The 26,978-nt window shown below is 57.4% G+C and carries 21 protein-coding genes; 9 read left to right on the top strand and 12 right to left on the bottom strand.

Going from position 1 to position 26,978, the window contains the following annotated elements; translation table 11 throughout:
- Positions 1-68: 68 nt before the first annotated feature.
- The 3 genes from NC979_RS14885 to NC979_RS14875 form a co-directional block, all read right to left on the bottom strand.
- Positions 69-2,336: a DUF3769 domain-containing protein gene (locus NC979_RS14885; RefSeq protein WP_190515332.1), complete on the bottom strand. Its 2,268-nt coding sequence runs from the start codon at positions 2,334-2,336 to the stop codon at positions 69-71.
- A 243-nt stretch (positions 2,337-2,579) separates the two neighbouring features.
- Complete coding sequence (locus NC979_RS14880; RefSeq protein WP_073607192.1) at positions 2,580-2,696, bottom strand: photosystem II reaction center protein I; 117 nt, start codon at positions 2,694-2,696, stop codon at positions 2,580-2,582.
- Positions 2,697-2,844: 148 nt separating this feature from the next.
- Entirely contained in the window at positions 2,845-4,110 is a 1,266-nt protein-coding gene (locus tag NC979_RS14875; protein ID WP_190515330.1) for a hypothetical protein, read from the bottom strand.
- Here NC979_RS14875 and NC979_RS14870 point away from each other — a divergent pair.
- Positions 4,084-7,308, top strand: a complete 3,225-nt coding sequence (locus NC979_RS14870; RefSeq protein ID WP_199308662.1) for an alpha-mannosidase — start codon at positions 4,084-4,086, stop codon at positions 7,306-7,308. The two genes, NC979_RS14875 and NC979_RS14870, sit on opposite strands and share 27 nt — an antisense overlap.
- Positions 7,309-7,333: 25 nt before the next feature.
- Here the strand turns inward: NC979_RS14870 and NC979_RS14865 are convergent, their stop codons facing one another.
- From NC979_RS14865 to lepA, 4 genes are all read right to left on the bottom strand, one after another.
- On the bottom strand, positions 7,334-7,666 hold the full coding sequence (locus tag NC979_RS14865) for a ssr2422 family thylakoid membrane protein (RefSeq protein ID WP_242023859.1): 333 nt from the start codon (positions 7,664-7,666) through the stop codon (positions 7,334-7,336).
- A gap of 42 nt (positions 7,667-7,708) precedes the next feature.
- On the bottom strand, positions 7,709-8,650 hold the full coding sequence (locus tag NC979_RS14860) for a glycosyltransferase family 2 protein (protein ID WP_190515327.1): 942 nt from the start codon (positions 8,648-8,650) through the stop codon (positions 7,709-7,711).
- A 333-nt stretch (positions 8,651-8,983) separates the two neighbouring features.
- On the bottom strand, positions 8,984-10,030 hold the full coding sequence (locus NC979_RS14855) for a hemerythrin domain-containing protein (protein ID WP_190515325.1): 1,047 nt from the start codon (positions 10,028-10,030) through the stop codon (positions 8,984-8,986).
- A 946-nt stretch (positions 10,031-10,976) separates the two neighbouring features.
- The gene (lepA, locus tag NC979_RS14850) at positions 10,977-12,782 is read right to left on the bottom strand and encodes a translation elongation factor 4 (protein WP_190515323.1); all 1,806 of its coding nucleotides are present in this window, start codon (positions 12,780-12,782) and stop codon (positions 10,977-10,979) included.
- A gap of 290 nt (positions 12,783-13,072) precedes the next feature.
- Between lepA and NC979_RS14845 the strand changes: the two genes are divergently transcribed.
- Complete coding sequence (locus tag NC979_RS14845; protein ID WP_190515320.1) at positions 13,073-13,306, top strand: hypothetical protein; 234 nt, start codon at positions 13,073-13,075, stop codon at positions 13,304-13,306.
- Positions 13,307-13,465: 159 nt separating this feature from the next.
- Complete coding sequence (locus NC979_RS14840) at positions 13,466-15,277, top strand: ATP-binding protein (protein ID WP_190515318.1); 1,812 nt, start codon at positions 13,466-13,468, stop codon at positions 15,275-15,277.
- Between the two features lie 49 nt (positions 15,278-15,326).
- Here NC979_RS14840 and NC979_RS14835 read toward each other — a convergent pair whose 3' ends face one another.
- The 3 genes from NC979_RS14835 to NC979_RS14825 form a co-directional block, all read right to left on the bottom strand.
- Positions 15,327-15,572 (bottom strand): type II toxin-antitoxin system MqsA family antitoxin, encoded by a 246-nt coding sequence (locus NC979_RS14835; RefSeq protein ID WP_190515315.1) that lies wholly within the window; start codon positions 15,570-15,572, stop codon positions 15,327-15,329.
- A gap of 3 nt (positions 15,573-15,575) precedes the next feature.
- On the bottom strand, positions 15,576-15,875 hold the full coding sequence (locus tag NC979_RS14830) for a DUF4258 domain-containing protein (protein WP_190515313.1): 300 nt from the start codon (positions 15,873-15,875) through the stop codon (positions 15,576-15,578).
- A 128-nt stretch (positions 15,876-16,003) separates the two neighbouring features.
- Positions 16,004-16,846, bottom strand: a complete 843-nt coding sequence (locus tag NC979_RS14825; protein ID WP_190515310.1) for a prephenate/arogenate dehydrogenase — start codon at positions 16,844-16,846, stop codon at positions 16,004-16,006.
- Positions 16,847-17,024: 178 nt separating this feature from the next.
- Between NC979_RS14825 and NC979_RS14820 the strand changes: the two genes are divergently transcribed.
- The 4 genes from NC979_RS14820 to NC979_RS14805 all read left to right on the top strand — a co-directional run bounded on the left by NC979_RS14820 (position 17,025) and on the right by NC979_RS14805 (position 21,950).
- Positions 17,025-18,557: an ATP-dependent DNA helicase gene (locus NC979_RS14820; RefSeq protein ID WP_190515308.1), complete on the top strand. Its 1,533-nt coding sequence runs from the start codon at positions 17,025-17,027 to the stop codon at positions 18,555-18,557.
- Between the two features lie 115 nt (positions 18,558-18,672).
- Entirely contained in the window at positions 18,673-19,215 is a 543-nt protein-coding gene (locus tag NC979_RS14815; protein ID WP_190515306.1) for a GNAT family N-acetyltransferase, read from the top strand.
- Between the two features lie 99 nt (positions 19,216-19,314).
- The gene (locus tag NC979_RS14810) at positions 19,315-19,530 is read left to right on the top strand and encodes a DUF2839 domain-containing protein (protein ID WP_190515303.1); all 216 of its coding nucleotides are present in this window, start codon (positions 19,315-19,317) and stop codon (positions 19,528-19,530) included.
- Positions 19,531-19,733: 203 nt separating this feature from the next.
- The gene (locus NC979_RS14805; RefSeq protein ID WP_190515300.1) at positions 19,734-21,950 is read left to right on the top strand and encodes a hypothetical protein; all 2,217 of its coding nucleotides are present in this window, start codon (positions 19,734-19,736) and stop codon (positions 21,948-21,950) included.
- A gap of 28 nt (positions 21,951-21,978) precedes the next feature.
- On the opposite strand, the gene NC979_RS14800 is transcribed toward NC979_RS14805, so the two are convergent.
- Positions 21,979-23,274 carry a TAXI family TRAP transporter solute-binding subunit gene (locus NC979_RS14800; RefSeq protein WP_190515297.1) on the bottom strand — a complete coding sequence of 432 codons (1,296 nt, stop codon included), beginning with the start codon at positions 23,272-23,274 and terminating at the stop codon, positions 21,979-21,981.
- 130 nt (positions 23,275-23,404) lie between these two features.
- Here NC979_RS14800 and mrdA point away from each other — a divergent pair, with 130 nt between their 5' ends.
- Positions 23,405-25,204 (top strand): penicillin-binding protein 2, encoded by a 1,800-nt coding sequence (gene mrdA / locus NC979_RS14795; protein WP_190515295.1) that lies wholly within the window; start codon positions 23,405-23,407, stop codon positions 25,202-25,204.
- Here the strand turns inward: mrdA and NC979_RS14790 are convergent.
- Positions 25,201-25,554 (bottom strand): ArsR/SmtB family transcription factor, encoded by a 354-nt coding sequence (locus tag NC979_RS14790; RefSeq protein WP_190515292.1) that lies wholly within the window; start codon positions 25,552-25,554, stop codon positions 25,201-25,203. The genes mrdA and NC979_RS14790 overlap by 4 nt on opposite strands.
- A gap of 230 nt (positions 25,555-25,784) precedes the next feature.
- On the opposite strand from NC979_RS14790, the gene dxr reads away from it, so the two are divergent.
- Positions 25,785-26,978: a 1-deoxy-D-xylulose-5-phosphate reductoisomerase gene (gene dxr / locus NC979_RS14785; protein WP_190515289.1), complete on the top strand. Its 1,194-nt coding sequence runs from the start codon at positions 25,785-25,787 to the stop codon at positions 26,976-26,978.

Genomic DNA, 26,978 nt, shown 5'->3' with positions numbered 1-26,978 from the left:
TCAGCTTAATCTTAAGCCTGCGTAAAGACTACCATCGTAAGGTTTATTACTGTCCGTGGAAGGCAGGGCTACTGCACTACCACATCGCTGGGGGTATCTGGTGGCGAATCAAAGGGAGCAGTGCGCCCTACCCAATCAAAACCGCTAAGCCGAAATCCCAAGAAACCGGTTTCTTGAGTGGGGCTATAGGTTACCAGTAGCCCGTAGGCGCGGCGGCGGTATTCAAAAATCAGATTGCTATCAATGGTGCGCCCGTTATCTACGTTCATCGAGGCCTGAAAACCGGCTAGAAAAGGGCCATAAATCTGCTGAATAACGCCCCCAGACAGCACGTTTCGATCGACCGTTCGATCGAACAGAAAGGGAGATGTATCGCCACCGATGATAGTGTGTCTAAAGCCAATGTTGAACTGGGTGTAGTCGAAGGTTTTACGCTGTAGGTGGCCCAGCTGACCCGACAAAATAACTCTGGTTTCTAACGACTCTTGGAAGTCGCTGCTGGTGTAGTAGGTAGCTCCACTTCGTAGCCCGACCCCTAGCGCCAGGTTGGGTACCAGCGGTCGGGGAGAATAGCGCAACCCTTCGGTAGCGGTAGCAGGTAGCGGTTGCCCCTGCCACAGCAAGAAGTTGCGAGTGAGGTCAGCACTACCCTGAAAACGAAACAGGCTGGCTAAGCCTATGCCTTCCCCGGGGTCTAAGAGATCAGGCCGGTCGGTGTTGGCCGTAATGTATTGCCCAGACACCTGATAGGTGAGGTTAATACCGCTGTTACCCAAAGCCACCACGGGAGACTCAAGCAGGGCACCAATGGTGTTTTGCACATCCTGATACCCGAGGGAGCCGTTGAAGAGGCGATCGCGGTAGCTATACTCCAAAGTGAGGCGGTGGGTGCCAAGCAGCTGTCGAGCCCGAAAGCTGGCCCGAAATCGCTCGCTGAAGTTTGCCAAGTCAAACCCCGCTAGGCTCGCAGAGCCCAGCACTTGAGTGCGTGGCCCCAAAGAACCCTCAACCTGGGCTGCCAAACCAAAGTTGGCGGGGTCACCGATATTGTAGTTTGAGGCGCCCAACCAGCGGGAGATGAAAAACTGAGGCGCGATCGTGATGTTTAAAGGCCCTACCCTATTGATCGGCAGCGGGGCTTCGACGTACAGGCCACCGCGATCGCGACCATCAATGCCAATGCCCGCTGGCAACGGATTTAGGGCTTCTGGAGGCAGCTGCCCTCGGGTAAGCACAAAGCGATTTCTAAACAACGGAATGGAAAGGCCTTGGTTAAATACCAGCCGGGGGTTCTCAAACACCAGCTCGTCTTCTAACTCATTGATGGGTGTAAGCCGCACACTATTGGCCCTAAACTCCAAGTCTGGGGGCGAGAAGGGATCGTTTGTCAGCCGAACTTGCTCGCCATACCAGCCGTCAGCATCAAAGGAAATTTGCTCGGCCTCAAACCGTACCCGCTCAATTGGTCGCTGCTCTCCCCCCAGCAGCACCTGAGGATCGCCCGTCGCCAGGGCAATCCCGCCCGGACTGGTGACCTGGGAAATGGACCCCTGATTTTGCAGCCGATAGTCAAGAGGAATGTTAGAACCCTGCCCTAGACCAGCCGAATCGGTGGAGAAATCGTCTTCTAGGGCGGGCAGCTCTAGCTCACCTCGGCTCTCGGTAATCGTGCCTGCACCCTGCAATAGGTTGTAGGTGGCTGTTGCGCCCTCAATAATTTGATTGTTGCGGTTAAAGAAAACGTTGCCTTCGGCTCGCAGATGGCGATTGACTAGGTTAGCCCAGAGGCGATCGGCGGCTAGCTGCCCCGTGCCAAACTGCACCAGGACATCGCCTGTAGCAGTCACAATCTGGCGAACGGGCTCAAACTCCTGGCGATCGGCCCGCAGCAATATAGAGCCCACCCCCTCAGCCGGCAGTTCTGTTTCGACGGGGGCATCTTCGACGGGGGTGTCGGGTAATTCAGGCTCAGGCGGTTCAGCCTCAGAATTTTCGGGTTGAGGGCTTTCAGGCCCAGGATTAAGAGGTTCTGAATCGACTTCAACCGGTGCTTCGGTGTCCTCGATCGCTGGTTCAACGGGCACTAGAGGCTCGCTATCGGTGGGTTCAGGCACCAGGGGTTCTGAGCCGTCATCGCTCGCCAACAGGCTAACTCCGCTCAAAGACAGGGGGCTAGCTACAACACTATCGGTTGGAGCGATTGACCAAAGGTCAGGCTCCGCCAACGCTGCCATGCCCCCCGGCCCTAACTGGGAGGCCGCTACCGCTGAAACCAGCACGACTTCGGCTGATTCTGGGGGTGGGGGCACAGCGGGCAACATAGGCGGCAAAGGCATGGGCTGGCATCACCAAAGCAAAAACAAAGCCCGGCAAGCGGGCTCAAACAGGCCACTGTCACCAGGCTATTAACCTTGATGTAGCAGCTCTAGGGCACAGACGGGCAACCCATGGCAGGGCTGCCAATTCCCAGACTACTTTTAGCGGTTCAGGTTCCGCAGGGCAGGCCAGATGACAAGCCCCGGAACAGTTCCCAGGGCATTTGCCATTTAGTAGATATCAACCTGTCACCCAGGCCAAACCTAGTCCATGTCTTGACGGCCGGGGTTGCGGGAGGGGTCGCCGCTCAAAAAGCCAAACACGAACAGGGACACAAAGAAGGCGACTACGAGGTAAACCACAATCTTAAGGGTGAGCATGAGTTAGGTCTCCAAACCGGTAGCAGAGTAGGCCCAAGACCTGCCCCAAGCAGTAGCCAAATTCCGCTGACGGAAACGGCCCCGGTGCAGGACTAAGCTGGGTCTATCATATCGCCAAACGTTCGCCTATCTGCCGGCCCTGATTAATCTACCAAAGCGATCGCAGCCAGGCCCACGCCATTCGCAGCCAGGTTTCGAGCACGTAGAGCACCCAGTCTAAACCCCGCAGTACAGTGACCAGCGGCGGGTCGACGTAGTTGATTTGGGTAACTTTGACATCTAGGGCGCTCGGGGAATCGAGCTGATACTGGTTCGTGCCCGTGAGTGTAGTTGAGCCGGGCGAACGGCCAGCGGTGACAGTTTCGATGGGTAAACGTTGGCTGCCTGGGGCGATCGCACCATTTTGCCCCTGCTGGGTTTCCAAGGCAGAGGAATTGGATCCCTTAGGGACCGCGGACACCGCCCCGGCCATCGTTACCACCAACTCAGCGGCTTGCTCAACCGAAGCCGTCGCTGGCAGAGTTCTCAACGCAGGCCGACCCCAAATACGAGGCGGATAGTGGCCGTAGGGATTTTTAGGCTCTGTGGTTGCGGCCTCAAATCGAGGCCTTTGGCCAATGGCGCGATGCGTGGTGCGTCTGTGCAGGGTGATTGTCGCGGTCATTGCTTGCTGGCTAGCTTCGCCAAACAGGTTAGTGGCCGCTGCCAGGGGGCTAGTTTGCAGCCAGCGCAGCGCAGCAGGCAGCCAGCGCATGGGTGGCAACACCGCTGGATTAGTTTGGGGTAGAGGCAGCCCAGGCTGCTGGAGCTGAGAGTTAAGACTATGGCGGCGCCGCACCCGCGCATATTCTGCCAGCATGAGCACTAGGGCCTGCTGAAGTCGCTGCTGCTGATCGTCGCTCAGGTCGGCAAAAATCCCGTTGTCAACGGTCACTAGCACTAGCTGCTGAGTTGCTAAGTCTGAGGCGATACCGCGAATGGGTTGATTGAGCGGCACTAGATGCCACTGTCCGGGGGTTAGCACTGCGCCAGCCTTCGACTGCTTAAGCCATGGCCCATGGACGTTGACTAGCTGTAGCCCGCCAGGCCGAACCATTTGACCGTGGACTACCGGTGGTTGAATGACCGACAGCAAGGCGCGAATCGGTGTGTCTGCTGCTACCAGTTCTGCAGGGAGTGCTCCCGTGAGTTTGGCCCAAACCGGCCGCCAGGGACGGGTGGCTTGCAACTGCCGAGCGCCCATTCTTAGCCCCTGCACCGCTGCGTAGAAGGGGTAAACGGCTACTTGCAGACCCCAAACCGCTGCGGTGCGCCCCTGCCGCAGCCACTGCCCGGTGCTGTGGGCCATCTGCTGATATCCCGCCACCAAGCGGGCCACGGTTTGGCTTTGAAACGAGCGCGACGAAGTCGCCATAACTCTGCCTACACTGGGGAGACTGCCTTTGATCATACCGGAGCCATGCCCCCTGCCACCGTTCTCCCTGTACTCCCGCCGCAGATTTTAGCCATCCTCGATCGCCTCCGTCACCTGAGCCAACTCGATGTGCGGAGTACCTGGCACCGCTGTCCTGAGGCTGTGGATGATCTGAATGTTTCCTTTGGCAATGCCTGGAAAACCTGGCCGCTAGCAACGCTGAACGATCGCCATCACATCGCTTGGCCTAAGGGCAAAGTCTCCCTGGGGCTGCACCAGCGCTTTACTTGGCCCACCGAGCTCAATGGCTATCCCCTTCATGGGCTAACGGCACGGCTGGCGCTGCGCTGGTGGGCCGACCAAGCGGACATCTTTGTCAATGGCGAGCCGGTGCAGACGGGAGATATCTTCGACTGCTGGACGCGGATTGTGCTGACGGACAGGGTTGTGCCGGGAGAATCGGTGGATGTTTCGCTGAAGCTGCTAAGTCCGGGCCACGATGAGGGGGCGCTGGTGCAGGCCGAACTGGTGTTTGAGGCTTTGGCGGGCGACTGCCCCGAGCCCAGTTTTGTGGCTGACGAATTGGCGGTGTTAGCCACCTATCTAGCTCAGTTTGATGGGGAAAAGCTCGACATTCTCACCCAGGCTCTCGGAGAAATTGATTGGGATGGAGTGGGCGATCGCGATCGCTTCCACATCTCACTTCTGCGCGTACGGGATACTTTGAAGCAGTTTTCGCCCTGGCTCAAGCAGCGCACCCTCCACTGTCTAGGCCACGCCCATTTAGATCTAGCCTGGCTCTGGCCCGTCCCCGAAACTTGGGAAGCGGCCGAGAATACGTTTCGCTCGGTGTTAGCCCTACAGCAAGACTTTCCCGAACTCACTTTTAGCCATTCCTCCCCAGCGCTGTTTGCCTGGCTAGAGCAGCACCGCCCCGAGCTATTTGCCACCATTCAGCAAGAAGTTAAAGCCGGACGATGGGCGATTGATGCGGGGCTGTGGGTTGAGCCTGACCTGAACTTGCCGGGGGGAGAGGCGATCGCCCGACAGATTCTCTATGGCCAGCGATACTGTGCTGAGAAGTTTGGCGGAGTGAGCGCGGTCGCCTGGCTGCCCGACACCTTTGGCTTCTCCTGGCAACTGCCTCAGCTGCTTACCCAGGGCGGCATTCGCTACTTCGCCACCCAAAAACTCCGCTGGAACGACACCAACCCCTTTCCCCACGACCTGTTTAGCTGGCAGGGGCTAGACGGCACCGAGATTACGGGCGTTACCCTGCCCCCCATCGGCACCGACATCGCTCCGGTTGACATGGCCCAATACGCCTGCCAGTGGGAAGCCAACACAGGGTTTGTCGACGCCCTCTGGCTCCCCGGCGTCGGCGACCACGGCGGCGGCCCCACCCGCGACATGCTGCACAAAGCCCAGCGCTGGGCCAGTTCCCCCTTCTTCCCCACCCTCACCTTCGGCCACGCTGCCCCCTTGTTTGACCAACTCACCCATCCACCCATCCACCCATCCACCCATCCGCCCGTTCCCTCGCCTCCTCCCCCACTCCCCACCTGGAACGACGAACTCTACCTCGAACTCCACCGGGGCTGCTACACCACCCACGGCGACCAAAAACAGTACAACCGCCGCTGCGAAGACATTCTGTTCCAAGCCGAACTGTTTGCTTCCATCGCCGCAATCTACGGGCTTCAGCCCTATCCCCAGACCGAGCTAGAAACCGCCTGGAAGCTAGTGCTGTTTAACCAGTTCCACGATATTTTGCCGGGGTCGTCGATCCCCGAAGTGTTTGAGCAAGCGAATGCAGAATGGCAGGCGGCGTTGGAGATGGGCGATCGCCTTTTGCAAACCTCTCTTCAGGCTCTCGCCGTGCGCTGTCCTCTACCTGCGCCTCCACAGCCTGACGCCGTGCCCGTGGCGCTGTTCAACCCGCTGAACTGGGAGCGCAGTGAAGTAGTGAACGTTTCTTTGTCTTCCCTGCCTCAAACCTCCTGGCAAGCGCAGGATGCCGAGGGCCAAACGCTACCCACCCAGCTTGAACAGACTGACTCTCCGTCGCTGCTGGTCTACGTTCCCGCTATTCCTTCGGTGGGCTATCGCCTGATCTGGCTGATTCCTGCCGAGGCGGCCCTCCCCAGTCCGACCCCCGCCGAGTGGGTTTTAGAGAATGCTTATCTGAGAGCCACCATCGACCCGGCCACTGGCGGCATCGCCAGCCTGATCCACAAAGCTACCGGCACCGAAACCTTTCAGGGCTGTGGAAACCAGCTCCAGGCTTTCAAAGACGAGGGCCAATATTGGGACGCGTGGAATATTGCCCCTGATTACCAAGACCATCCCCTAGATGCCTTTGTACTTGAGAGTGTTAGCTGGATTGAGTATGGTCTAGCGCGGCAGACCCTCCGAGTAGTCCATCACTTTGGCCAGTCCACCATCGCCCAAGACTATCGTTTGGAGGCAAATTCTTCCATACTTGCAGTTCACACCGAGGTAGATTGGCACGAAACCCAAGTGGTGCTGAAGGCGGCGTTTCCGCTAACGGTGTCGGCGGCTGAGGCGACCTATGAAATTCCCTTCGGAGCGATCGCCCGCTCAACCACTCCCACCACTCCCCAAGACCAGGCCAAATGGGAAGTACCTGCCCTGCGCTGGGCCGACCTCAGCGATGGCGATCGCGGCATCAGCATTCTCACCGACTACAAGCACGGGTTTGATGCTACACCCAACCAACTGCGGCTGACGCTGCTTAAGGCTCCTGTCTGGCCGGATCCGGGGTGCGATCGCGGCTGCCAAACCTTTAGCTACGCCATTTATCCCCACGCACGTGGCTGGCAGCAGGCCAAAACCGTACAGGCCGCCCACAACTTCAACCTGCCTATTCGGCCCTGCGTGTTGCCATCCTCTGTCATGTCTATAGGCGCTCAATCCTCCGCCAGCTTCCTTAATTTAGGAGACACTGGGTTTGTGCTGTCAGCCTTCAAGCAGGCAGAAGGATCAGCAGAACAGTACATTCTGCGCGGTTATGAGAGCAGTGGCCTAGAAACGACTCTAAAACTCCAGGGCTCCATATCAATGGAGGTAACGGGGCGAGTAAATTTGCTAGAAGAACCCTACGAAGCGAAGGGATGGCATGAGGTAGAGCCCTGGCAAATTGTCAGTCTGGCGGTATCCGTTAGTCCGGCCCTATAGATACCCGGACATTGCAGGTTGCGTCCTAGCTATTGCCAGGAGCTATCCCAGTCACCAGAGCACTGATGGCTGGGGTAATGGCTTGCAAAACGGGCGACAAAATTACCACCGATGCTGCTGCGATCACAATAGTTGTCGCTAGCCGCGTGACCTGGTCAGAGGCGTTTTGGTAGGTGTCAAATTTGAAGTTAAGCTTTTCGATATCAGTTTCTACTCTGCCGATGTCAGTCTTGACATTGCTGATATCAGTCTTCACGTTGCTGATATCAGTCTCTACTCGGTCGAGCCGCTGGTTGATTTGCCGCAGCTCTGACAAGATCTGCTGCTGAAATCCTTCGGGTGTTTCGCTGGCCTGCATCACCTGATCCAGTGAGTCGGTGTTTCCATCATACCTAACGCCCTAGGGAACCAGAACAGTACGGGGGACTAAGCTATTCGCTCCTGGCTGCGATCGCAATTTGCGAGCCTGGGCCAGTAGTTGCCAGGCCTCGGGCGACAGAGCACCGGGGGCCAATAGGGAGAGCCCAGCCGCGACCTGGCGCTGGCGCAGGGCGACTAGGCCCCAGTGCAGGTGCAGGTATTGGCCAATGGCGACAAGGGTGGGAATGCGATCGCGGTATCCCTCATGCACCCGCCCATAAATGCGCTCTTTGATGGTCAAATTCAGCGCCATGCGGCGGCTGAGCGACATTTTTTGCTCGTAGCCCCCGGCCCAGATTGTGCGGTAGGCCAGGCATTCGTTGAGGAAGAGCGCATCGCCAAAGTCGGCCACCTTTACCCAGGCGTCGATGTCGTCGTAGTTGGTGGTCATGGAGGTATCCCAGCCGTCCGCCTGCAAAAAGGCATCACGGCGGGCCGCTACCTGGGCTGGGGTGCCAAAGGGCACCTGATCCATCAACATGCCGTAGTGGATGGCGCTTTGAGGAATGTAGAACACCTGGCCGGGTCCGGTAGCTGGGGTGCGGCGAATCTCAGCACCATACTCGTCAACCTGAATTGCCTGGCAGGAGCAGAGCACGGCTTGAGGATGCTGGGCGATCGCCGCCGCCATCTTCTCAAGGCAGTCGGGTGCTAGATAGTCGTCATCATCCAAAAACTTGACCCACTCACCGCTGGCGGCGGCTACACCATTGTTTACCGTAGCGGCATGGTTAAGGTTTTGGGCATTGCGGTGATAGACAACCTGGCTACCCAGACTGCGCACATACTCCTCAGTGCCGTCGGTGGAGGCATCGTCAGCGACCACGACTTCGCAGGGCATGGTTTGGTTGAGACCGCAGGCGATCGCTCGCTTCAGCAAGTCCAGCCGATTATAGGTAGTAATTACCAGGCTAAATTTCATGGCCGCCTCTCCAGGCCAGTAGGCCCAGTATTCCTAGTTAGGATATTGATCACGGCCTTAGCATGCCCTACCAGCAGAATAGATTACCAGGGAGTTTAAGTCCTCATAGAGGCTTCTACCACGGGTGAAGAGATGGTCAAAGTTACGTCAGATCAACCCATCAACGGCAGGCTTATTTACGCTCCTAGACTAATCATCCTAGAAATAACCTTTAACCCCTTCTTCCAAAACGGGAGAAGGGGTTGAAGGATGTAGCTTGCTTCCCATAGGGCGAAACAAGCTCACGAAAGTTAGCTGCACTGAGTAGCGATGCTACATCGAGAAAAAGCGCTATTACCCAATAGCAGATGCCATTTCCCGCTGTAGCTTACCCTTGGCAGCTTTAAAGTCAGTTGCCATTTGTTCCTTTTGACTAGTGCTGCAATTCTTATCAATGGCGGCAAACATCGTAGATTCTTCCTGGCGCATATGATCGCCAACGATATCCATTAACTGTTTAACCTTTGATTTGAACTCATCAGTCGAAGCAGGGTCAATGGCTTTGATCTCATCCAGCATGCGCTTCATTTCAGCTTGCTCATCGTACAGCTCTTGAGTATTTTCATTGCCGTAGAATGAGCGCACATTCGGATAGACGACTTCTTCTTCCGCCCCAGCATGAGCCAGTAAATCTTTATAGAGCTGCCCAAAATACTCTTGGAGCTTTTGAGGATCTTGAGTGCCACCGATTTCGGTAAAGATGGTGTTTGCCTTGCTATGATCTAGCCGAATCAGAGTCTGAATATTCATATCCTCTTTGTCGGTATTTTGGGTCACCACACTACCAAATACCCCCGACAATGCGGCGATCGAGTCTTGCACTCGTGCCCAAATTCCTTGATCGGCGTCTTGACCAGTCATCTCACGAACACCCACCTGTTCGAGCATCCCCTTAAGCTGTTCTTGATGGGCACGCCCTTCAAAGTTGACCGTATTCAAAGGTCCAATGGCTACTTCAATGTCTGCTCCTACCTTCTGGGCTGCCTTATGAATTACGATGCCGCTCATCGCTTGACTATGCTTCATCAATTCATGGTGCATGAGTTTTTGATAAAATGTAAACTCATCACCAGACATCATCTGCTCAGACTGTGAAATGAATGTTTCAGTTGCAGTACTAGGATCGGCTGGAACACCATATTGAACAATTACAGTTTCAATAATGCCAAGGTTTTTCTGGTCGTCCTCCAGAAAGTTCTGGAGACGTTCGCGAATATCTTGGTAGGGGCAGGCCTCCATGAGCTTTTGATCATTCGAGATTATCAAATTTTGAAAGGCCTTTAAGTCTGCCAGCTTCTCACCAATTAACTGCCGTTTTGTATCGTCTAACGTTGTAACCATGATTGACTTTCCTCTGCAAAACAACTGAATTCAAGCTTAGTTATCAGGTTTGGCGAAACTTGGGTGCCCCCGCCGGATTACAGCAGTCCAAATAATTCTTAAATTCAGGATAGGCATCTTGCCTTAGAGGTAAGATGCCTATCCCAAGAATTTTTTCGAATTAGAGAAGTGCTATAGAATCATGGAAGTATACCTACATCCTGCTTGTAGACGTTGAACAGCTAAATTATCTATTGGTTAACAGGAAATATGCCTATTGGTCAACGTCTACAAGCACTAGGAAAAACCTATGTAAGCCATCCTATGCCATGATTTTGAGAGGCAAAAAACTTGAATAACTCACCTCTAAATTTTAAATAGGTGAGTCTTTATCGTCTACCTAACCTGGGTCATAGGTTTTAGCCTTGCCGCATAGGAGCGGGTATTCCTAACGAATTAACTACAAAGGAAAAGTTTGGATTTTGTTAGTGATTAGAGCGTCAGCTAGCGGAATCCAACCAAGCCCACCAACGCTTGGGTTTCTCGGCTGGAGATACTGCGCAAACATTTTGATTCGCTCAGCTTAGGGGCATTCCTATTTTTAGTTAGACATAGCACTAGAGCAGTTCGGCTGCTTCAACGTGAAGGTTTAGTTTCAGTTTTGATGCGTGTAACTAAAACAGCCTCTAAACACGTCAAAAGCAGCATTGCAGAGATTTTATAAAATTCGAGGTCTCCGCTGGCTCTAGCAGCCTCAGGATGCTTCTCGACCTCCTCCCAGCAGAAGATTTATTGGATTAGCGCTCACTTCCTATAGGCGCTGTGTTAGTGCCGCAGATCTAGGCTTCTTCGGAGACCTTTTGCTTTGAGACCAAACCTAAAAGCAAAAGGCTCTAAAGACATCATCGCTGCGACCAAACACACCCTGCAGATACCCTAGATTTAGCTAGCCCTTGCGCTCTCTAGATTACGACAGCTTCAGCACCGCCATGAAGGCTTCTTGGGGCACATCTACTGTACCGATCGCCTTTAAGCGCTTCTTACCCTTGGCCTGCTTTTGCAGCAGCTTCTTCTTCCGCGAGATATCACCGCCATAGCATTTGGCCAGCACGTCTTTGCGCAGGGCGGGAATGCTCTCACTGGCCACCACTCGGCTGCCGATCGCCGCCTGGATCGGAATCTTAAACTGGTGGCGCGGAATCAGCTCTTTGAGCTTTTCGACTAGGGCTTTGCCCACGTAGTAGGCCTTGTCGCGGTGGACGATGGATGCTAGAGAATCGACCGGATCGCCATTGATCAACACGTCGAGCCGCGACAGGTGGTTTTCTCGGTAGCCGATCAGGTGGTACTCCATGCTGGCGTAACCCTTACTGCGCGACTTCATCTGGTCGAAAAAGTCGGTCACGACCTCGGCCAGGGGCACCTCGTAGATCAAGGTGGTACGGCCCTGGGCCAGGTACCTCATGTCCTTAAATTCGCCCCGGCGGTTCTGGCACAGCTCCATCAGGGCGCCCACATATTCTTCGGGGGTGATCATGTCGAGCTGCACGTAGGGCTCTTCAATTTTTTCGCGGGCTTGTGGGTCGGGTAAGGTGCTGGGATTGTCGATCTCGAGCACCTCACCCTTGAGGGTGGTAACTCGGTAAATTACCGAGGGCGCGGTGGTGATTAAATCCAGGTTGTATTCGCGCTCTAGACGCTCCTGCACAATTTCCATGTGCAGCAGGCCCAAAAAGCCGCAGCGAAAGCCAAAGCCCATGGCGCTTGAGGTTTCTGGCTCATACTGAAGGGCGGCGTCACTGAGGCGGAGCTTTTCGAGGGCCTCGCGCAATTCCTCAAACTGGTCTGAGACGGTGGGGAAGAGACCACAAAACACCATCGGCTTGGCTTCGGCATAGCCAGGCAGAGCTTCCGTGGCGGGGTTTTGCACCAGGGTAATGGTGTCGCCCACGCGGGCATCTTCTACGGCCTTGATCGAGGCGGCAAAGTAACCCACTTCTCCTGCGTGGAGTTCGTCTACCTGAATTTGAGTGGGGGCAAGCACGCCCAGTTCGTCAATTTCGTACTCTTTGCCTGAGGCCATGAGCCGCACTTTGTCTTTGCGGCGAATGCTGCCATCCATAACGCGGAAGTAGACGATCACGCCCCGGTAGCTGTCATAGTAGCTGTCAAAGATCAGCGCTCGTAGGGGCTGATCGACGGTGTCGGCCGGGGGCGGCACCAGGTAGACGATAGATTCTAAAATTTCGTCAATGCCCACGCCTTCTTTGGCTGAGGCAAGAATAGCACCGCTGCAATCAAGGCCGATGATGTCCTCAATTTCTTGCCTGATGCGCTCGGGTTCGGCACCGGGTAGGTCAATTTTGTTGAGAACGGGGATGATTTCGAGGTTGTTCTCTAGGGCTAGATAGACGTTGGCCAAAGTTTGAGCCTCAACCCCCTGGGAGGCATCAACCACCAACAGCGCTCCTTCGCAGGCGATGAGAGAGCGGGACACCTCATACGAGAAATCTACGTGTCCTGGGGTGTCGATCAGGTTGAGGACGTAATCTTTGCCGTCCTTGGCCTTGTAGTTCATACGGGCGGCCTGGAGCTTGATGGTAATGCCCCGCTCCCGCTCCAGATCCATGTTGTCGAGGAACTGGGCCTTCATTTCGCGATCGCTGACGGTGCCGGTGCGCTGGAGCAGCCGGTCGGCCAGGGTCGATTTGCCGTGGTCAATGTGGGCAATAATCGAGAAATTGCGAATCTGAGAGACGGGAACCTCTGTCATACAAGGCTTACCAGCGGCAGTAGTTTACAGACTTTAATATTGTAATCCCTCGTTTAGCGAATGCTCGGCGGAGGGTTAGGGGAGTGGATGGGTAGATGGGTGCGGGGGTAGGAGAGTAAAGGGAGGGTGAGGAGATAGGGAAGGTGGAGGGACTGGGCTTGTTATGTCAAGATCTTCAGACCTAATCTTGCAGGGGTTGTGGGCCTTGGCGTCAAACCCACCTATGCCAGGGCTTAGACTGGATGATAGATTCTAAATCCACCCCATACCCGGCAGTTAGGCCACTCACTATGCAACACTCTGCCTCTTCTTCCGGCGAGCGGTCGGCGGAAAAAGTCGATCTTTCGGTACAAATCGATAAGGACTTGCTCGACCAGGTTACCCATCTTTCCCCTGACCCCAGCAAGGTGATCGATGTTGCTCTGCGCCAGTGGCTGCGGGGCGATCGCCGCTACGAAGATGACCTAGTGCGCCACCTGCCCCGCAACCCGACGGTGCCGCCCAAGGGCGAGTGGAATGATTGATTAGGAGCGCAGAATCAGGGTTCAAGGTGTGGGGTGTAGGGTCTAAGGCTGCCCCTTAAACTCTATACCTGACACCCTAAACCTTTCTAATTCCCTCTCAACTAGAGCCATCGGTGCGATCGGTTAGTTACCATGGGAGCGTTCCGGCCTCGTACCCCTATGCGATCGCGACCTTCTTTCCCGACCTTGGCCGCGGCCAGCCCAGCGGATGCTATCTCCGCCTGGATTATGGTGCTCAGCCCTACGGCGGTGGTGGAGTCAATTCAGACCGTGGGGGTCAAAGCTCTGCCGGAGACGCTAACGGCTAACTGGGTGGGGCGATCGCTGGCCGAAATCGTTTCCTTTGCTGCCCCCCATGCCCTGGGTCAGGCGCTCGAAAGCTTAGCCACCCACCAGGAACCGGTGCAGCTGCCGGGGCGCTGCCCCTTGGGATCCCACAGCATCGATGTGCAGTGGGTGCTCCAACCCATAATTGGCTTAGACGGCCAGTTATTTCGCATTGCCGCCACAGGCTACCTGGTTGACCCGCACGGGTTGGCTAATATTCCTTGGCTGCGGACCGCAGAAGTTCCCGCTGTGGTTCAGGAGAGCTTGCCTGCGGCCTGTGCCCAGCTGCAAACCTATTCGCCTCGGCTCACCCAAATTACTCGCAACGTTCGCTGGACGCTGGATCTAGAAATAATTCGTCAGCAGACAGTGGAGGGCCTAGGCGACTTGTTTGGGGTGAACCGCTGCCTGGTGTGCAGCTGCGACGCCATCCCCAACGTGGCTCCTCAGACTGCCACGGTGACCGCTGAGTATACGCGGTTGGGCGATTTGCCCAGTTGGCAGGGGCAGGTGTGGACGCTGGCCGAAACGCCTTGCCTCAGTGCTGCGGCTCAGTCGTCAGTGGCGGTGGTGCCGCAGCGGCAGCCCGCTGACCCATCCATTGTGGCGGTGGCCACCCGTTACCAAAACACCATCAACGGCTTTATCGTGCTCCACGATCGCCCTGATCGCCCCTGGTCAGACATCGAGCTAAATTTGCTCACTGACCTGGCCGATCAGGTGGGTACGGCGATCGCCCACGCTACCCTGTTTGGCGAAAGCCATGCCCTGGCGATCAAACTCCAGCAGGCCAACGCTAGCCTGATGGAGAAGCAGCTTGAGTTTCAGGAGGCCCGCCGCCAAGCTGAGGAAGCCCGCCAGCAGGCCGAAGAAGCCTCGCGCCTGAAAAGCGAGTTTTTGGCCAACACCTCCCATGAGCTGCGCACCCCGCTCAACGGCATGATTGGCTTTCTCAAGCTGGTGCTTGACGGCATGGCCGACGACCCCGCCGAGCAAGAAGAATTCATTGAGGAGGCCCACAAGTCAGCCATCCACCTGCTACAGCTGATCAACGATGTGCTCGACATTGCCAAGATCGAAGCGGGCAAAATGCAGATCGACATGGGGCCAATTAGCCTCAAGGAGCTGTTGGCCGACGTGGAAAACTTCATGCGCCACCAGGCCGACGAAAAGCACCTAACTTTCGACATTTTGCTGCCCGCTACCCGCGACGATATTACCGTCAACGGCAACTATCAGCGTTTGCTCCAGGTGCTAATAAATCTAGTGAGCAATGCCATCAAGTTCACCCACGAGGGCGGTGTCACTATCAGCGCCGAGGTGAAGCCCCAAAAGGTGGAATACCAGGGCAAAACCTGGCCCGGACTAGTCAAAATTAGCGTGGCCGATACGGGCATTGGCGTGTCGCTAGAAAAGCAGGATCGGCTGTTTCAGAGCTTTAGCCAGGTGGATGGCGATCGCACCCGCCAGTACGGCGGCACCGGCCTGGGTCTGGCGATTTCCCAACGTCTGGTGGAAGCCATGGGCGGCGTGGTGCAGTTCATCAGCATGGGCGAAGGGCTGGGTTCCACGGTGACCTTTACAGCCCTGCTGTACCAGAAGCCGGTGGTGATCGACAAAGAGCCGGTGTACCCGCCGAAGTAGGCGGCATCTTTGAATTGCGAAAGAATCACCAGCAGATGACTCGCAGGTTTTACAGGGATTTCACAGGCACTTGGAGATATTGGTCAGGTGTTTCGGTATTGTTGCGAATAGCAAAAAACTGACGCTCAATATTCTTTAGAACTTCAGCGCTGTAATAGACTGTGCCGCAGTCATTGCAAATCTCCACGGGGGTATTGGGGACAATCAGATATTGTCCTTGATGGCTATACAGATAAGTAATTCGGCGTTCTTCGTAGTCAGCGCTACTACAGGTGTTGCATTTAATATCTCGCATCGGTTAAGCCCTTGTTTTTGGATCAATAAATTTGGGCGGCCCTGGTATATAGACGGTGATAATGGCAACTCTCTCCCCTCGCCAGCCGCAGACAATATGAATGGGCAGATTACTAGAATGTCCAAGAATTAAGCAACTTTCGCCACGACCTGTATCTGGATATTGCTCTAGAAACTCTCCATTTAATAAAGCTTCTTCTACCTGCATCAAGGTCAAATCATCGGCTTTGCGCTCAATGTCTGCATGGGAGGTGTAGACATATTCCTCAGCGCGAATCTTTTTTTGAATGCTCTCAATATCCATTTTGCCACCCCACCGTCCATCACCTATCTACCCATCCGCTATTCCGCTAGCTTCCAGGCTCCAAACACACTCTTCGCAGACCTTGCAGGCGGATACAAATGGCTCGCGATCGGCAACCCGTTTTCTACTTAGCCTAGATAGGCAGATCGGGCGGCTTGCGACTTGGTTAACTGGCTGTGCAGAGCGTCCCAGTTCTCTGTTTCAATTAAGGCTTTCAGCTGCTCTAGCTGCTGCTGATACCCGGTCAGCGCCTCCAGCAATGCCGTGCGGTTGTGGCGGGCCATCAATGTACCCAGATCAGGTACGCCGCCGCCCACCCGGCTGGTGTCTTGAAAGCCCGAGCTGGATAAGGCTTGAGCAAGTGCGAGGATGTCCGGGTCTGATTCTCCTTGGCAGGCGAGAATCAGACTGCTGCTGACCATCACCGGCAGGTGCGAGATCCAAGCGACGGCGCGATCGTGCTGGTCGGGGTGGCATTGGCAAAGATTCGCCCCTAGGGAAGTGGCGATCGCCCGTACCCGCTCCAAAGCCTCTGGGTTTGTTGCCTCGGTGGGGGTAAGCACGTAGGGGCGGCCCTGAAACAACCCTGCCTCCGCGACCGCCAGCCCAGCCTCGGCCTTGCCCGCCATTGGGTGGCCACCCACAAAGTCCGGCCACAGAGACTCTAGGCTGGGCACAAGCTCTCCTTTCACCGACGCCACATCGGTAACCACCGCTCCCTCAGACAAATAGGGAGCGATCGCCGCTGCCGTGGCGACAACAGCATCAATCGGGGTGCAGATAAATACCACATCGGCCCCCGACACCAGCGCCAGCTCGTTGCCAGCCTCGGTCACGGCTCCCATCGCCAGAGCCTCCTCGGCAGTGGTGGCGCGACGGGCAATGCCCACGACGGGATGACCGTACCGGGTCAAATCAAGCCCTAGCGATCCGCCGATTAGGCCCAAACCAATGATGGCAATGCGTTCCATAGCTGTAATCCCGTATCCACAGCAAACCCTATCAGCATATCGGTGGGGGGATACCTAGAGATCCCAACCAGTCATCTATGCGACAATGAACGCCTGTAGCTGAGCGGGCAACCCGCCACCTACTTCAGTCGTCAACCGTTCCAATCAATTCTTTCGTGGCGCTGCGGCGTTTCCCCCCGTGATTGAGGCCCAAGTACACCAACAACTGCGCGCGCTGCTGCGGGAATGGGGAGAGCCGAGCTGGCCCCACCATCTGACGCTGGCGCGGTTAGTGGCGCGGGCCCTGCGGCTGGGGCGCAGTGCGTTGATGCAGGTGGGTGGTCTGTCTGCCTACCAAGGCGAGTATCGCCTCAGCTACCTAATTGCGCTGATGATGTGGCCTGGCCCAGCGGTGGTAGTGGCGCCTGACTCCACGGCCCAACGGGTGCTGATGGTTGATATTCCTCGGCTGCAAGAAAAGCTGCGGCTGCGGAAGCCGGTGCAGATGGGCGATCGCTGGCCTGGCGACGGTTTCGATGGGCTGCTGATCACTACGCCCGAGGCTTGGCTGGGCGATCGCCTGGAGGGGGGCCACCAGTTCCCTGACGGCATTCCTACGCTGATTGACGATGCCGACAACCTCGAACTCTGGCTGCATCAGCAGCTCACCGTTGACCTCGGCACCCTCGACTGGACTCATCTGGCGCTGGCCTACCCCGACCACCAGAGCCTCATTCAAAACACCCACGTGGCCCTGACCCACGCAGCTTTTCAGCGCCCGGCCAACCCCTACCACCGTTACCTGCTCGAAGAAGGCGATAGCCAGCAACTCCAGCGCCTGCACCAGGTGCTGACCGCCAGCCGTGTCAGTGCGCCCCAGGCCGAGGGGCCAATGCCGCCTCAGTGGGTGAAGTTCTGGCAGCGGTTTAATCCGCCCGACCATTTGCTCTGGTTTTCGGTCGATCGCGATCGCGGCCACATGACGCTGCACTGCGCCCCGGTAGAACTCGCCACTGCTATGACTTCCGTGTGGCCTCGCCAGCCGGTGGTGCTAATCGGTGCCGCCCTTGACCCAGATGAAGCAGCCGACAACTTTCGCCAGCGCCTGGGGCTTGGCGATCTCACCTGCCTCCAGTTCACCCCCAATCGGCAAAACGACGCGATTCAGCTCTACCTGCCCACCCATTTGCCCCTGCCTAACACTCCCCAGTTTCAGGGGGTGCTGCACCAAGAAATTCGCCATCTGCTGAACGTTGCTCGCCCCCAAGTCTCTGGCCCTACAGTAATTTTGCTGGATGATTTGCCCCTGAAGGGGCAGCTAGGGGCAATGCTGGCTGGAGAATTTGGTTCGCGGGTGCAGGTGGAGAATGCCGCCATCGACACCAACGGCATTCTCGTCAGCGGCTGGGCATTTTGGCGGCAGCACCAGGCGCTGCTGCCGCCTCCGGCGCTGCTGATTATTGCGACCCTGCCCCTGCCTTCTTTAGAAAACCCGATGGTGGCGGGGCGCGTAGCCTATCACAAGCGGCGGCGGCAGGATTGGTTTCGGCTATACCTCTTTCCCACAGCAGTGACGGAGTTGCAGCGGGCCGTGGCCCCCTCGCGGCTGCACGGTGGCACGGTGGCTCTGCTCGACACCCGCGTTCACTACCGCAGCTATGGAGCGCAAATCTTAGAGGCGCTGAGTCCAGCGGCCTGCACGCGATCGCTGCCTACCCAGTGGGGGCCTTAGGGCGAGAACTGTAAAACCTGGGGAGTGGGAACGGCTGTATGCATGGAGGGCGAGCGGTGACGCAACCAAAACACTTTGGTCACAGCCTCGAACCGTACTCCTGAGGCGTTGTGGCATGTACCAAGTCCCTACCCAACTGATTACAGACCGACTGATTTTACGGCGTCCAACCCTGGCCGACGCGGCGGCTGTCTACGAGTATGGTCGGGATCCTGAAGTGGCTCGCTACATGGATTGGCCAAGGCACACGGGCATTCAGGATACGGTCGACGCGCTCGAAAGCTTTGCTGCTCAATGGGAGTCTGGCAGTGAGTTCTGTTGGGCGATCGCTACCAAGACTGAGAACACAGCGATTGGGACGATTGCGTGCCGGATAGAGAGCCCTGGGGCAGATTTTGGTTATGTTCTCAACCGCCGCTATTGGGGGCAAGGGTTGGCGACGGAAGCAGCCAGGGCAGTTGTGTCATGGTTGATGAGTCTGCCTGAGATCGATCGCATCTGGGCGACGTGCGACACAGAAAATCTTGCTTCAGCGCGAGTTTTGGAAAAGGCGGGTTTACGGCGTGAGGGCATATTGCCTCGGTTTATGATTCGCCCTAACCTTTCGCCCACACCACGAGACACATTTATCTTCGCCAAAGTCCGAGAGCCGGTCTGACAATCTCGCGATCAGTTAAGGCCCGGCGTAAATTGAGGGCCCGAATGACATCAAATCATTTAATCTGATGATGAGTAGAGCATGTAGCGGCGTAGACCCATGGGCGAATCAAAACGACGCAAAGAGCAGCTAGGCGAAAAGTACGGTCAGTCAGAGCCAATTTTACCCTGGCTGCCAATTACCAAAGATCAGTCGCAGCAGTTTATGAAGTGGACTGCCCGAGGTACCTGGGGTGCCATTGTGCTGATCATCGCTTTTTGGATTACGCTGCGGTTTATTGGCCCCAGCTTAGGCTGGTGGACGCTGGCGGACTAGGGCGAGCCAGATAGCGTTTCGGTTTTGGCTTCGTCTAGCTGTCCATGTCCTACAATGACTTGGCCAGCACTGCATTTCAAGGTTTGAAGACAAAACCGAGGCAAATTTCCCGCCAGCGCTAAGAAATCGTAACTGATGCTTCCCGTCTTCCTTTGATTCTGGGTAGAGTGGGGAAAGGTGGTTGCGCGGGAGCTTACGGGTATATGCTGAGTCAACAGCAGTCTGGCCCCCAGCGGGGAGAACCTCTGACAGAAGGGGTTGCTAAGGATTTCAGTCTAGTGATCGATGAGGCCGACTCGGCCCTGGGGCTGTCTGAGGTGATGGTGCCAGTGCCCCAGAGCGGCAATCAGTCTTGGCGGCTGCTGCTGATTACTCTATTGAGCTGTTTTGCCGCCAGTGGCGCGGCGCTTGGGGCATTTTTCTGGCTGATTAATCTGCCCCCCACCGCCAACTGTGAAAACCCAGCCTCGGTAACGACCGATCGCGCTCAGCTATTTTGTGCCCAGGTGGCGGCTGAGTCGGGCGCACTGCCCGATGTGCTGACTGCCCTTGACCTAGCGGGCAGCTGGACGGCTGGACACCCGCTCTACTACGAAGTGCAGCCTCTGATTGAGCAGTGGTCTTGGGTCGTACTCAAGGCCGCTGAGCAAGAGCTACGCAGCAACGGTAGCATGGAGCAGGCCCAGGCGCTGGTGAGCCACATTCCGACGGAAAGTCCGGTATTTGCCACCGCCCAAGAGACCATGCAGACCTGGCAGGGCGAGTGGGATCAGGGCGAAGCGATCATGGCCACGGCCCAAACGGCGCTGAAGCAAAAAGATTGGGCCACGGCCTCGCAGCAGGTGTTGGCCCTGGCCGAGCTGAATAATTCTCACTGGCGGGTCGAGCAGGTGCAGGCCCTGTCGCGCCAGATTCGTCTAGAGCGTCGTGCTCAAGAGCTGTTGGGTGAGGCGGTGGCCACGGCTGTCCCTGGTGGCAGCGATCGCCTCGAAGCTGCCCTGCGCACCGCCAGCCAGATCGACGAAAGCACCTACGCTCGCCAGCAGGTGCAGCCCTACCTCGATCGCTGGAGCGACCTGCTGCTCAAGCTGGGGCAAGACAAGTGGTATGCCTCAGAGCTCGATGCGGCAATCGCCCTGGGTCGCAGCGCTGCCCTCAACCCCAGCCGCGCCCAAGTTGCCCAAGAGCTAATCTGGATTAGCCAGGCCCGCCAGATGGCTCAGAAAAGCCTGACTACTTGGCGCACTTCCCCCGACCAGCTGGTGACGCTCTACCAGGCCATGCTGCTGGCCAATCGCCTGCCCGCCGACAGCCCCTACTATCCCCAAGCCCAGTCGAGCGTGATGAGCTGGCGCAACCACATGGGCGAGCTGGCCCGCCTGCAAACCGCCCAGGCCATTGGGCAAGTGCGCACCAAAGAGACCCTCAATGCAGCTGCTAGCCAGGCTGCCCAAGTGCCCCAGGGGCACCCCCGGCGGGTGCAAGCCCAAACCATGGTGGCCCACTGGCGGCAGGAGATTGAGCGATTGGAAGATCGCCCCCAGCTAGTCAAAGCCCACGAGCTGGCTAGAGCCAAAACCTTTGACGGCCTACGGGAGGCAATTCAGACCGCCAGCGGCATCGCCCTCCACCGAGCCCTGCGCGGCGAGGCCCAAAGCTGGGTTTATATCTGGACCAGTGAACTCCAGGTGATGGAGGATCGGCCTTTGCTCAACCGGGCGCGATCGCTAGCCCAGCGCGGTCAGCTGTCTCAAGCCATTGTTGAGGCCAGTGGCGTCAAGCCCGGCCGCGCCCTCTACGATGAAGCCACCGACGCGATCGCCGGCTGGCAGGGAGAGATTGCGGCTGCCGAGCGGGCTCGCCTGCGCGCCATCGAACGGGCTGCCGCTCGTCGGACCGAGGTGCAAGATCCCGAAGAGGCTGCCACAGTGGAGACTCCTGCTGAAGCATCCCTTGAGAATGCGACAACCTCGCCCCTGCCAGAGGACCTACCGATGGCCCCTGCGCCAATCAACTCGAACCTGGGCTGGCCGCAGTCTCCCCTACCCGATCGCATTGACACCGTCCCTGGCCCAGCGGCTCCAGCTGAGGCAGAAGCCCCAGTGCCGCGATCGCCTCAACCTCCCAGTGCTCCTGCGGTAGTACCCGCCCCGGTGGATCTTGCCCCGGCTCCCCTACCGGCGGCGATTCCTCCCCAGCCGCTGATAGCGCCGTCAGCCCCGGCTCCTCAGCCCCTCGAACTAGTGCCCGGTCCGGCGGCTGCCCCCGCTGGAGAGCCCCAGGCAACGCAGCCCGTGGCCCCCGTCATATCGGTTCAGCCCCAGCCCGAATACCTCGCCCATGCGCCAATTGGGTTGCCCCACGCTGCCAGCCTGAATACCGAAGTGCTGTTTTCGGGCGCGCTCTACGCCGGGCATTAACCAACTGGCTCAACGCTGATCAACGTCCCTACCTCCGCTGATCGGCTCTGCCAGCACTGCTGCGCAGCACCATCTCCTGGTGGCGAATGGTGTTGTTGGCGATCTCCCACGGAAAGGTGAATGACTCAAATGACTCGCTGGTAATGCGATCGACATCTAGATCGGTTATCACCCGTTTGAGAATGTCAAATAGGGTTTCACGCAGGGCTGCCAGTTCCTCCAGCGATTGAGCCCGATCGATCGCATCGATCAGTGCCAAAATTTCTAGGTTGTAGGTGTCGGCCCGATTTTTTTGCTTGCCCAACAGCCACGATTGCAGCTGCCATAGGCTTGAAACCCCTAGCACACCCACCGACAGCAGCAGCCCAATGGGTTCGGCATACTCCACCAAAAACTCAGGCTCGCCCTGACTATAAAAGGCCTCAGCTCCAGGGTGCAGCGGCAGGCCTAAATCCCCCGAGGTGTCGAGGCGAATCCTGGCGGCGCGTGGGTACAAAGCCACCAGCTCGTTGCGGTTTTGGTGCAAGGTTTGGGTGAGGGCATTTACCACCTTAGGGGGCAGACTCTCGTGGGCCACCAGCAAAGCGTTTACCGCCACCGCCGGTAGGTCGGTTGGGGGCACGGGGCGCCCGCCGTTATAGGTTCCCTTAGGAATCACCTGGGCTTCGAGGTAGGGCAGCGACAGCTGGAGGGCATCGGCCTGATCGATGGGAATCAGGCGAGTGGTGCCGGTTTGCAGCAGCTTCCCCACGGCAGGGTTGCCTAGGGTAATAACGCGAAACAGGGCATCCACCTTTCCCGTGGCCAAGGCGGCGTGGGCCTGGTCAACGGGCATGGGCAGAACCGTCACCGTGTCTGCACTCAGGCCGTAGTGCTGCACTAGCGGCCAGAACAGGGCGTAGGAGCCGCTGCCCTTGGGCATAAGGGCGACCCGCTTGCCCCGCAGATCGGCTACGCCGTTGATGTTGGTATTGGTGCGAGCCAGCAGATGAAACAGTTCAGGAAATAGTAAGGCCACCGCCCGCACCGGCGGCTGCACTGGTGTATCGCTCTGCACCAGGGCCAGCTGGGCCGCGTTGGTTTTGAGCAAATCCATATTTTGCAGAGAGCCGTCGGTTTCTAGCACCTCAATGGCAATGGTGGGATGGTTGCGGGCCACCACCTGGGCAAAGGCCTGGCTAAAGGCGTAATATTCACCCGTGCTGCCACCTGAGGCCAGAACCAGGCGGTAGGTGCGGGTGTGCTCACGCACCAAAAAAAAGGCCGAGGCCACGACTCCCACCAGACTCAGCACCACCACCGGCAAGACAACCTTTCCCTGCATAGATCTCCTGGGCCGATATAAAATGGTGACTGGCCGATTTTGCCGTGGGGGGCTAATCCAAGTCCAGCTTAGGATTGGTAGCCTTTTCGCCGCAACGCTCCATCTCTGGAATTGGATTGGGTTTACATATATGGCTCTACTCCAAAATTTACCCTACGTACCCGATACTGTGCGCGGTCGCACTGTTGGGCGCAGCTTTCAGGCCGTGTTCTTGATGGTGCTGGTGTCGGTGCTGCTAGTAGGGGCCTTTGGGCTGCGGCTATTTCAGCTCCAGGTGGTGGAGGGCGATCGCAATCGTCAGCTGGCCGACACCAACCGCATTCGCCTGGTGCCAAAGCGCCCGGCTCGCGGCACGATTTTTGACCGCAACGGCAAAATTCTCGCCGGTAGCCGCCTGTCGCACACCGTGTCAATCTGGCCGATCGCGCTACCCCGCGACAAGTGGCCTATGGTGATTAACCGGCTGTCCAAGGTGCTCAATGTGCCCCCCGACGAGATTCAAAAGCGCCTAGAGCAGGCGGGCTACGAGTCGATTGAGTCGATTACCATTGCCCGCGGCATTAGCCCAGCCCAGGCCACAGCCCTAGCCGAATACACCAACGAGCTGCCCGGGGTGCGTTTGGAGGCTGAGGCGGTGCGCAACTACCCCAACGGTGACCTCGCTGCCCACGTGATTGGCTACACAGGCGAACTCACCGACGAGCAGCTCAAGGCCCGCCGCGAGCAGGGCTATCGCTTAGGGGATGTAGTAGGGCAGATGGGGGCCGAGTCGGCCTTTGAGAGCACGCTGCACGGCACCTGGGGTGGCCAGCAGGTGGAGGTCGATAGCGCTGGGCGGATTATTAGCATTTTGGGCGATAAACCCGCCGTTGCCGGTAAAGACATTCAGCTCACTATCGATATTGAGCTGCAGCGGGCGGCGGAGGCGGCTCTGGGCAACCGCGAGGGGGCGATCGTCGCTATCGACCCGCGCAGTGGCGCTGTGCTGGCCATGGCCAGCTGGCCCACCTACGACCCCAATATTTTCACTACCCGCATCACTGAGGCCCAGTGGCGACAGCTTCAGGGAGCTGATCACCCCTTTCTCAACCGATCGCTGCAAGCGTTTCCACCAGCCAGCACCTTTAAGATTGTCACCACATCAGCGGCCATAGAGTCGGGCAAGTACGATCCGGGTACGGTGCTGCCCACCTATCCCTACATCCAGGTGGGGGGCATTCAGTTTGGCGACTGGAACCGGGCGGGCTTTGGCCCCCTGAGTTTCCCTGGCGCGATGGCCTGGAGTAGTGACACCTTCTTTTACCAAGTGGCAATGCGCATCGGCGGCCCTACTCTGATCGAGATGACCCGCCGCTATGGTTTTGGCCGCAAAACCGGTATTGAGCTAGGTGCTGAAGAGAGCGCAGGCTTAGTGCCCGACGAAGCCTGGAAGCAAAAAAACCTAGACGAAGATTGGGTGATTGGCGACTCGATCAACATGTCTATTGGTCAGGGCTTTATGCAGGCGACGCCGCTTCAAGTGGCCAACATGTTTGCGGTGCCCGCCAACAATGGCTACCGGGTTACCCCCCACCTGCTCAAAGACAACGAGGAGCACCGCAACTGGAAAGAGTCTTTAGAGCTGAGCGATGCGACGATTGACGTCTTACACCAGGGGCTGCGACGGGTAATTACAGGCGGCACGGGCCAGAGCCTCAACGTGCCCCACCTACCTCCCCTCTCGGGCAAAAGTGGTACCGCTGAAGCGCCGCCTGGCCTTTCTCACGCCTGGTTTGGAGCCTATGCCCCCATGGAAAAACCCGAGGTGGTGGTTGTGGCTTTTGCCGAGCACTCGGGCGGCGGCGGTGGTAAGGTGGCTGCCCCCATGGTGTTGAAGGTTTTAGAAGCCTACTTCAAAGCCGACCAAAATGCAGCGGCGGCTGCTCCCTAGCTGCGGCTGGCCAGGCTAAAGTTGCGAAAGTGCTGGGCCTGGGCTTCAATGCGGCAGGCGAGGCGATCGCACACCAAGCCGCACAGGTCAAAAATGAGCTCGTCGGTAACGCTGTAGTAGGCGGAGGTACCTTCGGTGCGGCGGCTGAGAATGCCCGCCTGGAGCATCACCTTAAGGTGTTTAGAGACGTTAGCCTGGCTAGTTTGGGTGGCCTCGACTAGCTCCTGCACGCATTTTTCACCCTCGCGCAGGAAATTAAGGATGCGTAGCCGCATCGGCTCGCTGAGTACGCTGAAATAATCCGCTACCTGCTGCACAACTTCAACTGAAACCGGTTCTACAGAGTCCATGGTTTAGGGGGTAGGCTCGGGTGTGCGCGAACGATTCTCAGTAATCTTAACAACTATTGTATTTTTACAGTTATCCATAGCGATACAGTCATCAAATCTTGTCAATTGCTTAGCCATGATCCCCGTGGGGTTAAATCAAATCTTAGAAAACGAGATTCTGCTAAGACCTTGGGCCATGGCCCCCGTCATGGGATTCTTAAAGATAGCGTTCACCCACCCTGAGGATTGCTGTGAAAGCCATCACCCTGCTTGGATCAACTGGGTCTATCGGTACCCAGACCCTCGATATTTTGGATCACCACCCCGACCAGTTCCGCCTAGTGGGTATTGCCGCAGGGAACAATGTGGAGCTGCTGGCCCAACAGGTACGCCAGTTTAAGCCTGAGATCGTCGCCATCTGCAATCCCGACAAGCTGGGTGAACTGCGCGACGCCCTAGCTGGTCTCGATCCGATGCCTCAGCTGCTTGCGGGCGACGACGGCATTGTGGAAGTGGCTCGCTACGGCGACGCGGAGGCTGTAGTGACTGGCATTGTTGGCTGCGCCGGGCTGCTGCCGACCCTGGCGGCGATCGAAGCGGGCAAAGACATCGCCCTGGCCAACAAAGAGACCCTAATTGCCGGTGGCCCCGCCGTGCTGCCCCTGGTGGAAAAACACGGCGTCAAGCTGCTGCCTGCCGACTCCGAGCACTCTGCGATTTTTCAGTGCCTCCAGGGGGTGCCCAAGGATGGCCTGCGGCGGATCTTGCTCACCGCTTCCGGCGGGGCCTTCCGCGACTGGCCAGTGGAAAAGCTGGCCCAGGTAACGGTGGCCGATGCCCTCAAGCACCCCAACTGGTCGATGGGCCGCAAGATCACGGTAGATTCGGCCACGCTGATGAACAAAGGGCTAGAGGTGATCGAGGCCCACTATTTGTTCGGCATGGACTACGATCGCATCGACATCGTCATCCATCCCCAAAGCATTATTCACTCACTGATTGAGCTGCAAGATACGTCGGTACTGGCTCAATTGGGCTGGCCCGACATGCGCCTGCCGCTGCTCTATGCCCTCTCCTGGCCCAATCGCATCTACACCGACTGGGAACCCCTAGACTTAGTCAAAGCGGGCGACCTCACCTTCCGCGAGCCTGACCACGCCAAATACCCCTGTATGGATCTGGCCTACGCCGCTGGGCGAGCGGGCGGGACGATGACCGCTGTGCTCAACGCCGCCAACGAGCAGGCGGTGGCACTATTTTTGGACGAGAAGATCCACTTCTTAGAAATTCCCAAGGTGATTGAGGGTGTGTGCGATCGCCACCGTTCCCATAATGTCACCCAGCCGGTGCTGGCCGACATTCTCGCCGCCGACCAGTGGGCCAGAGCCGAGGCCACCAGCGTTAGCGAATCGCTGACCTCAGCCACTGTCGTTTCGATGGGATAG

The organism is Leptolyngbya subtilissima AS-A7, assembly GCF_039962255.1.
In the GTDB taxonomy this organism is placed as follows: Bacteria; Cyanobacteriota; Cyanobacteriia; order Phormidesmidales; family Phormidesmidaceae; genus Nodosilinea.
This window is presented reverse-complemented; position numbering and strand designations above follow the sequence as displayed.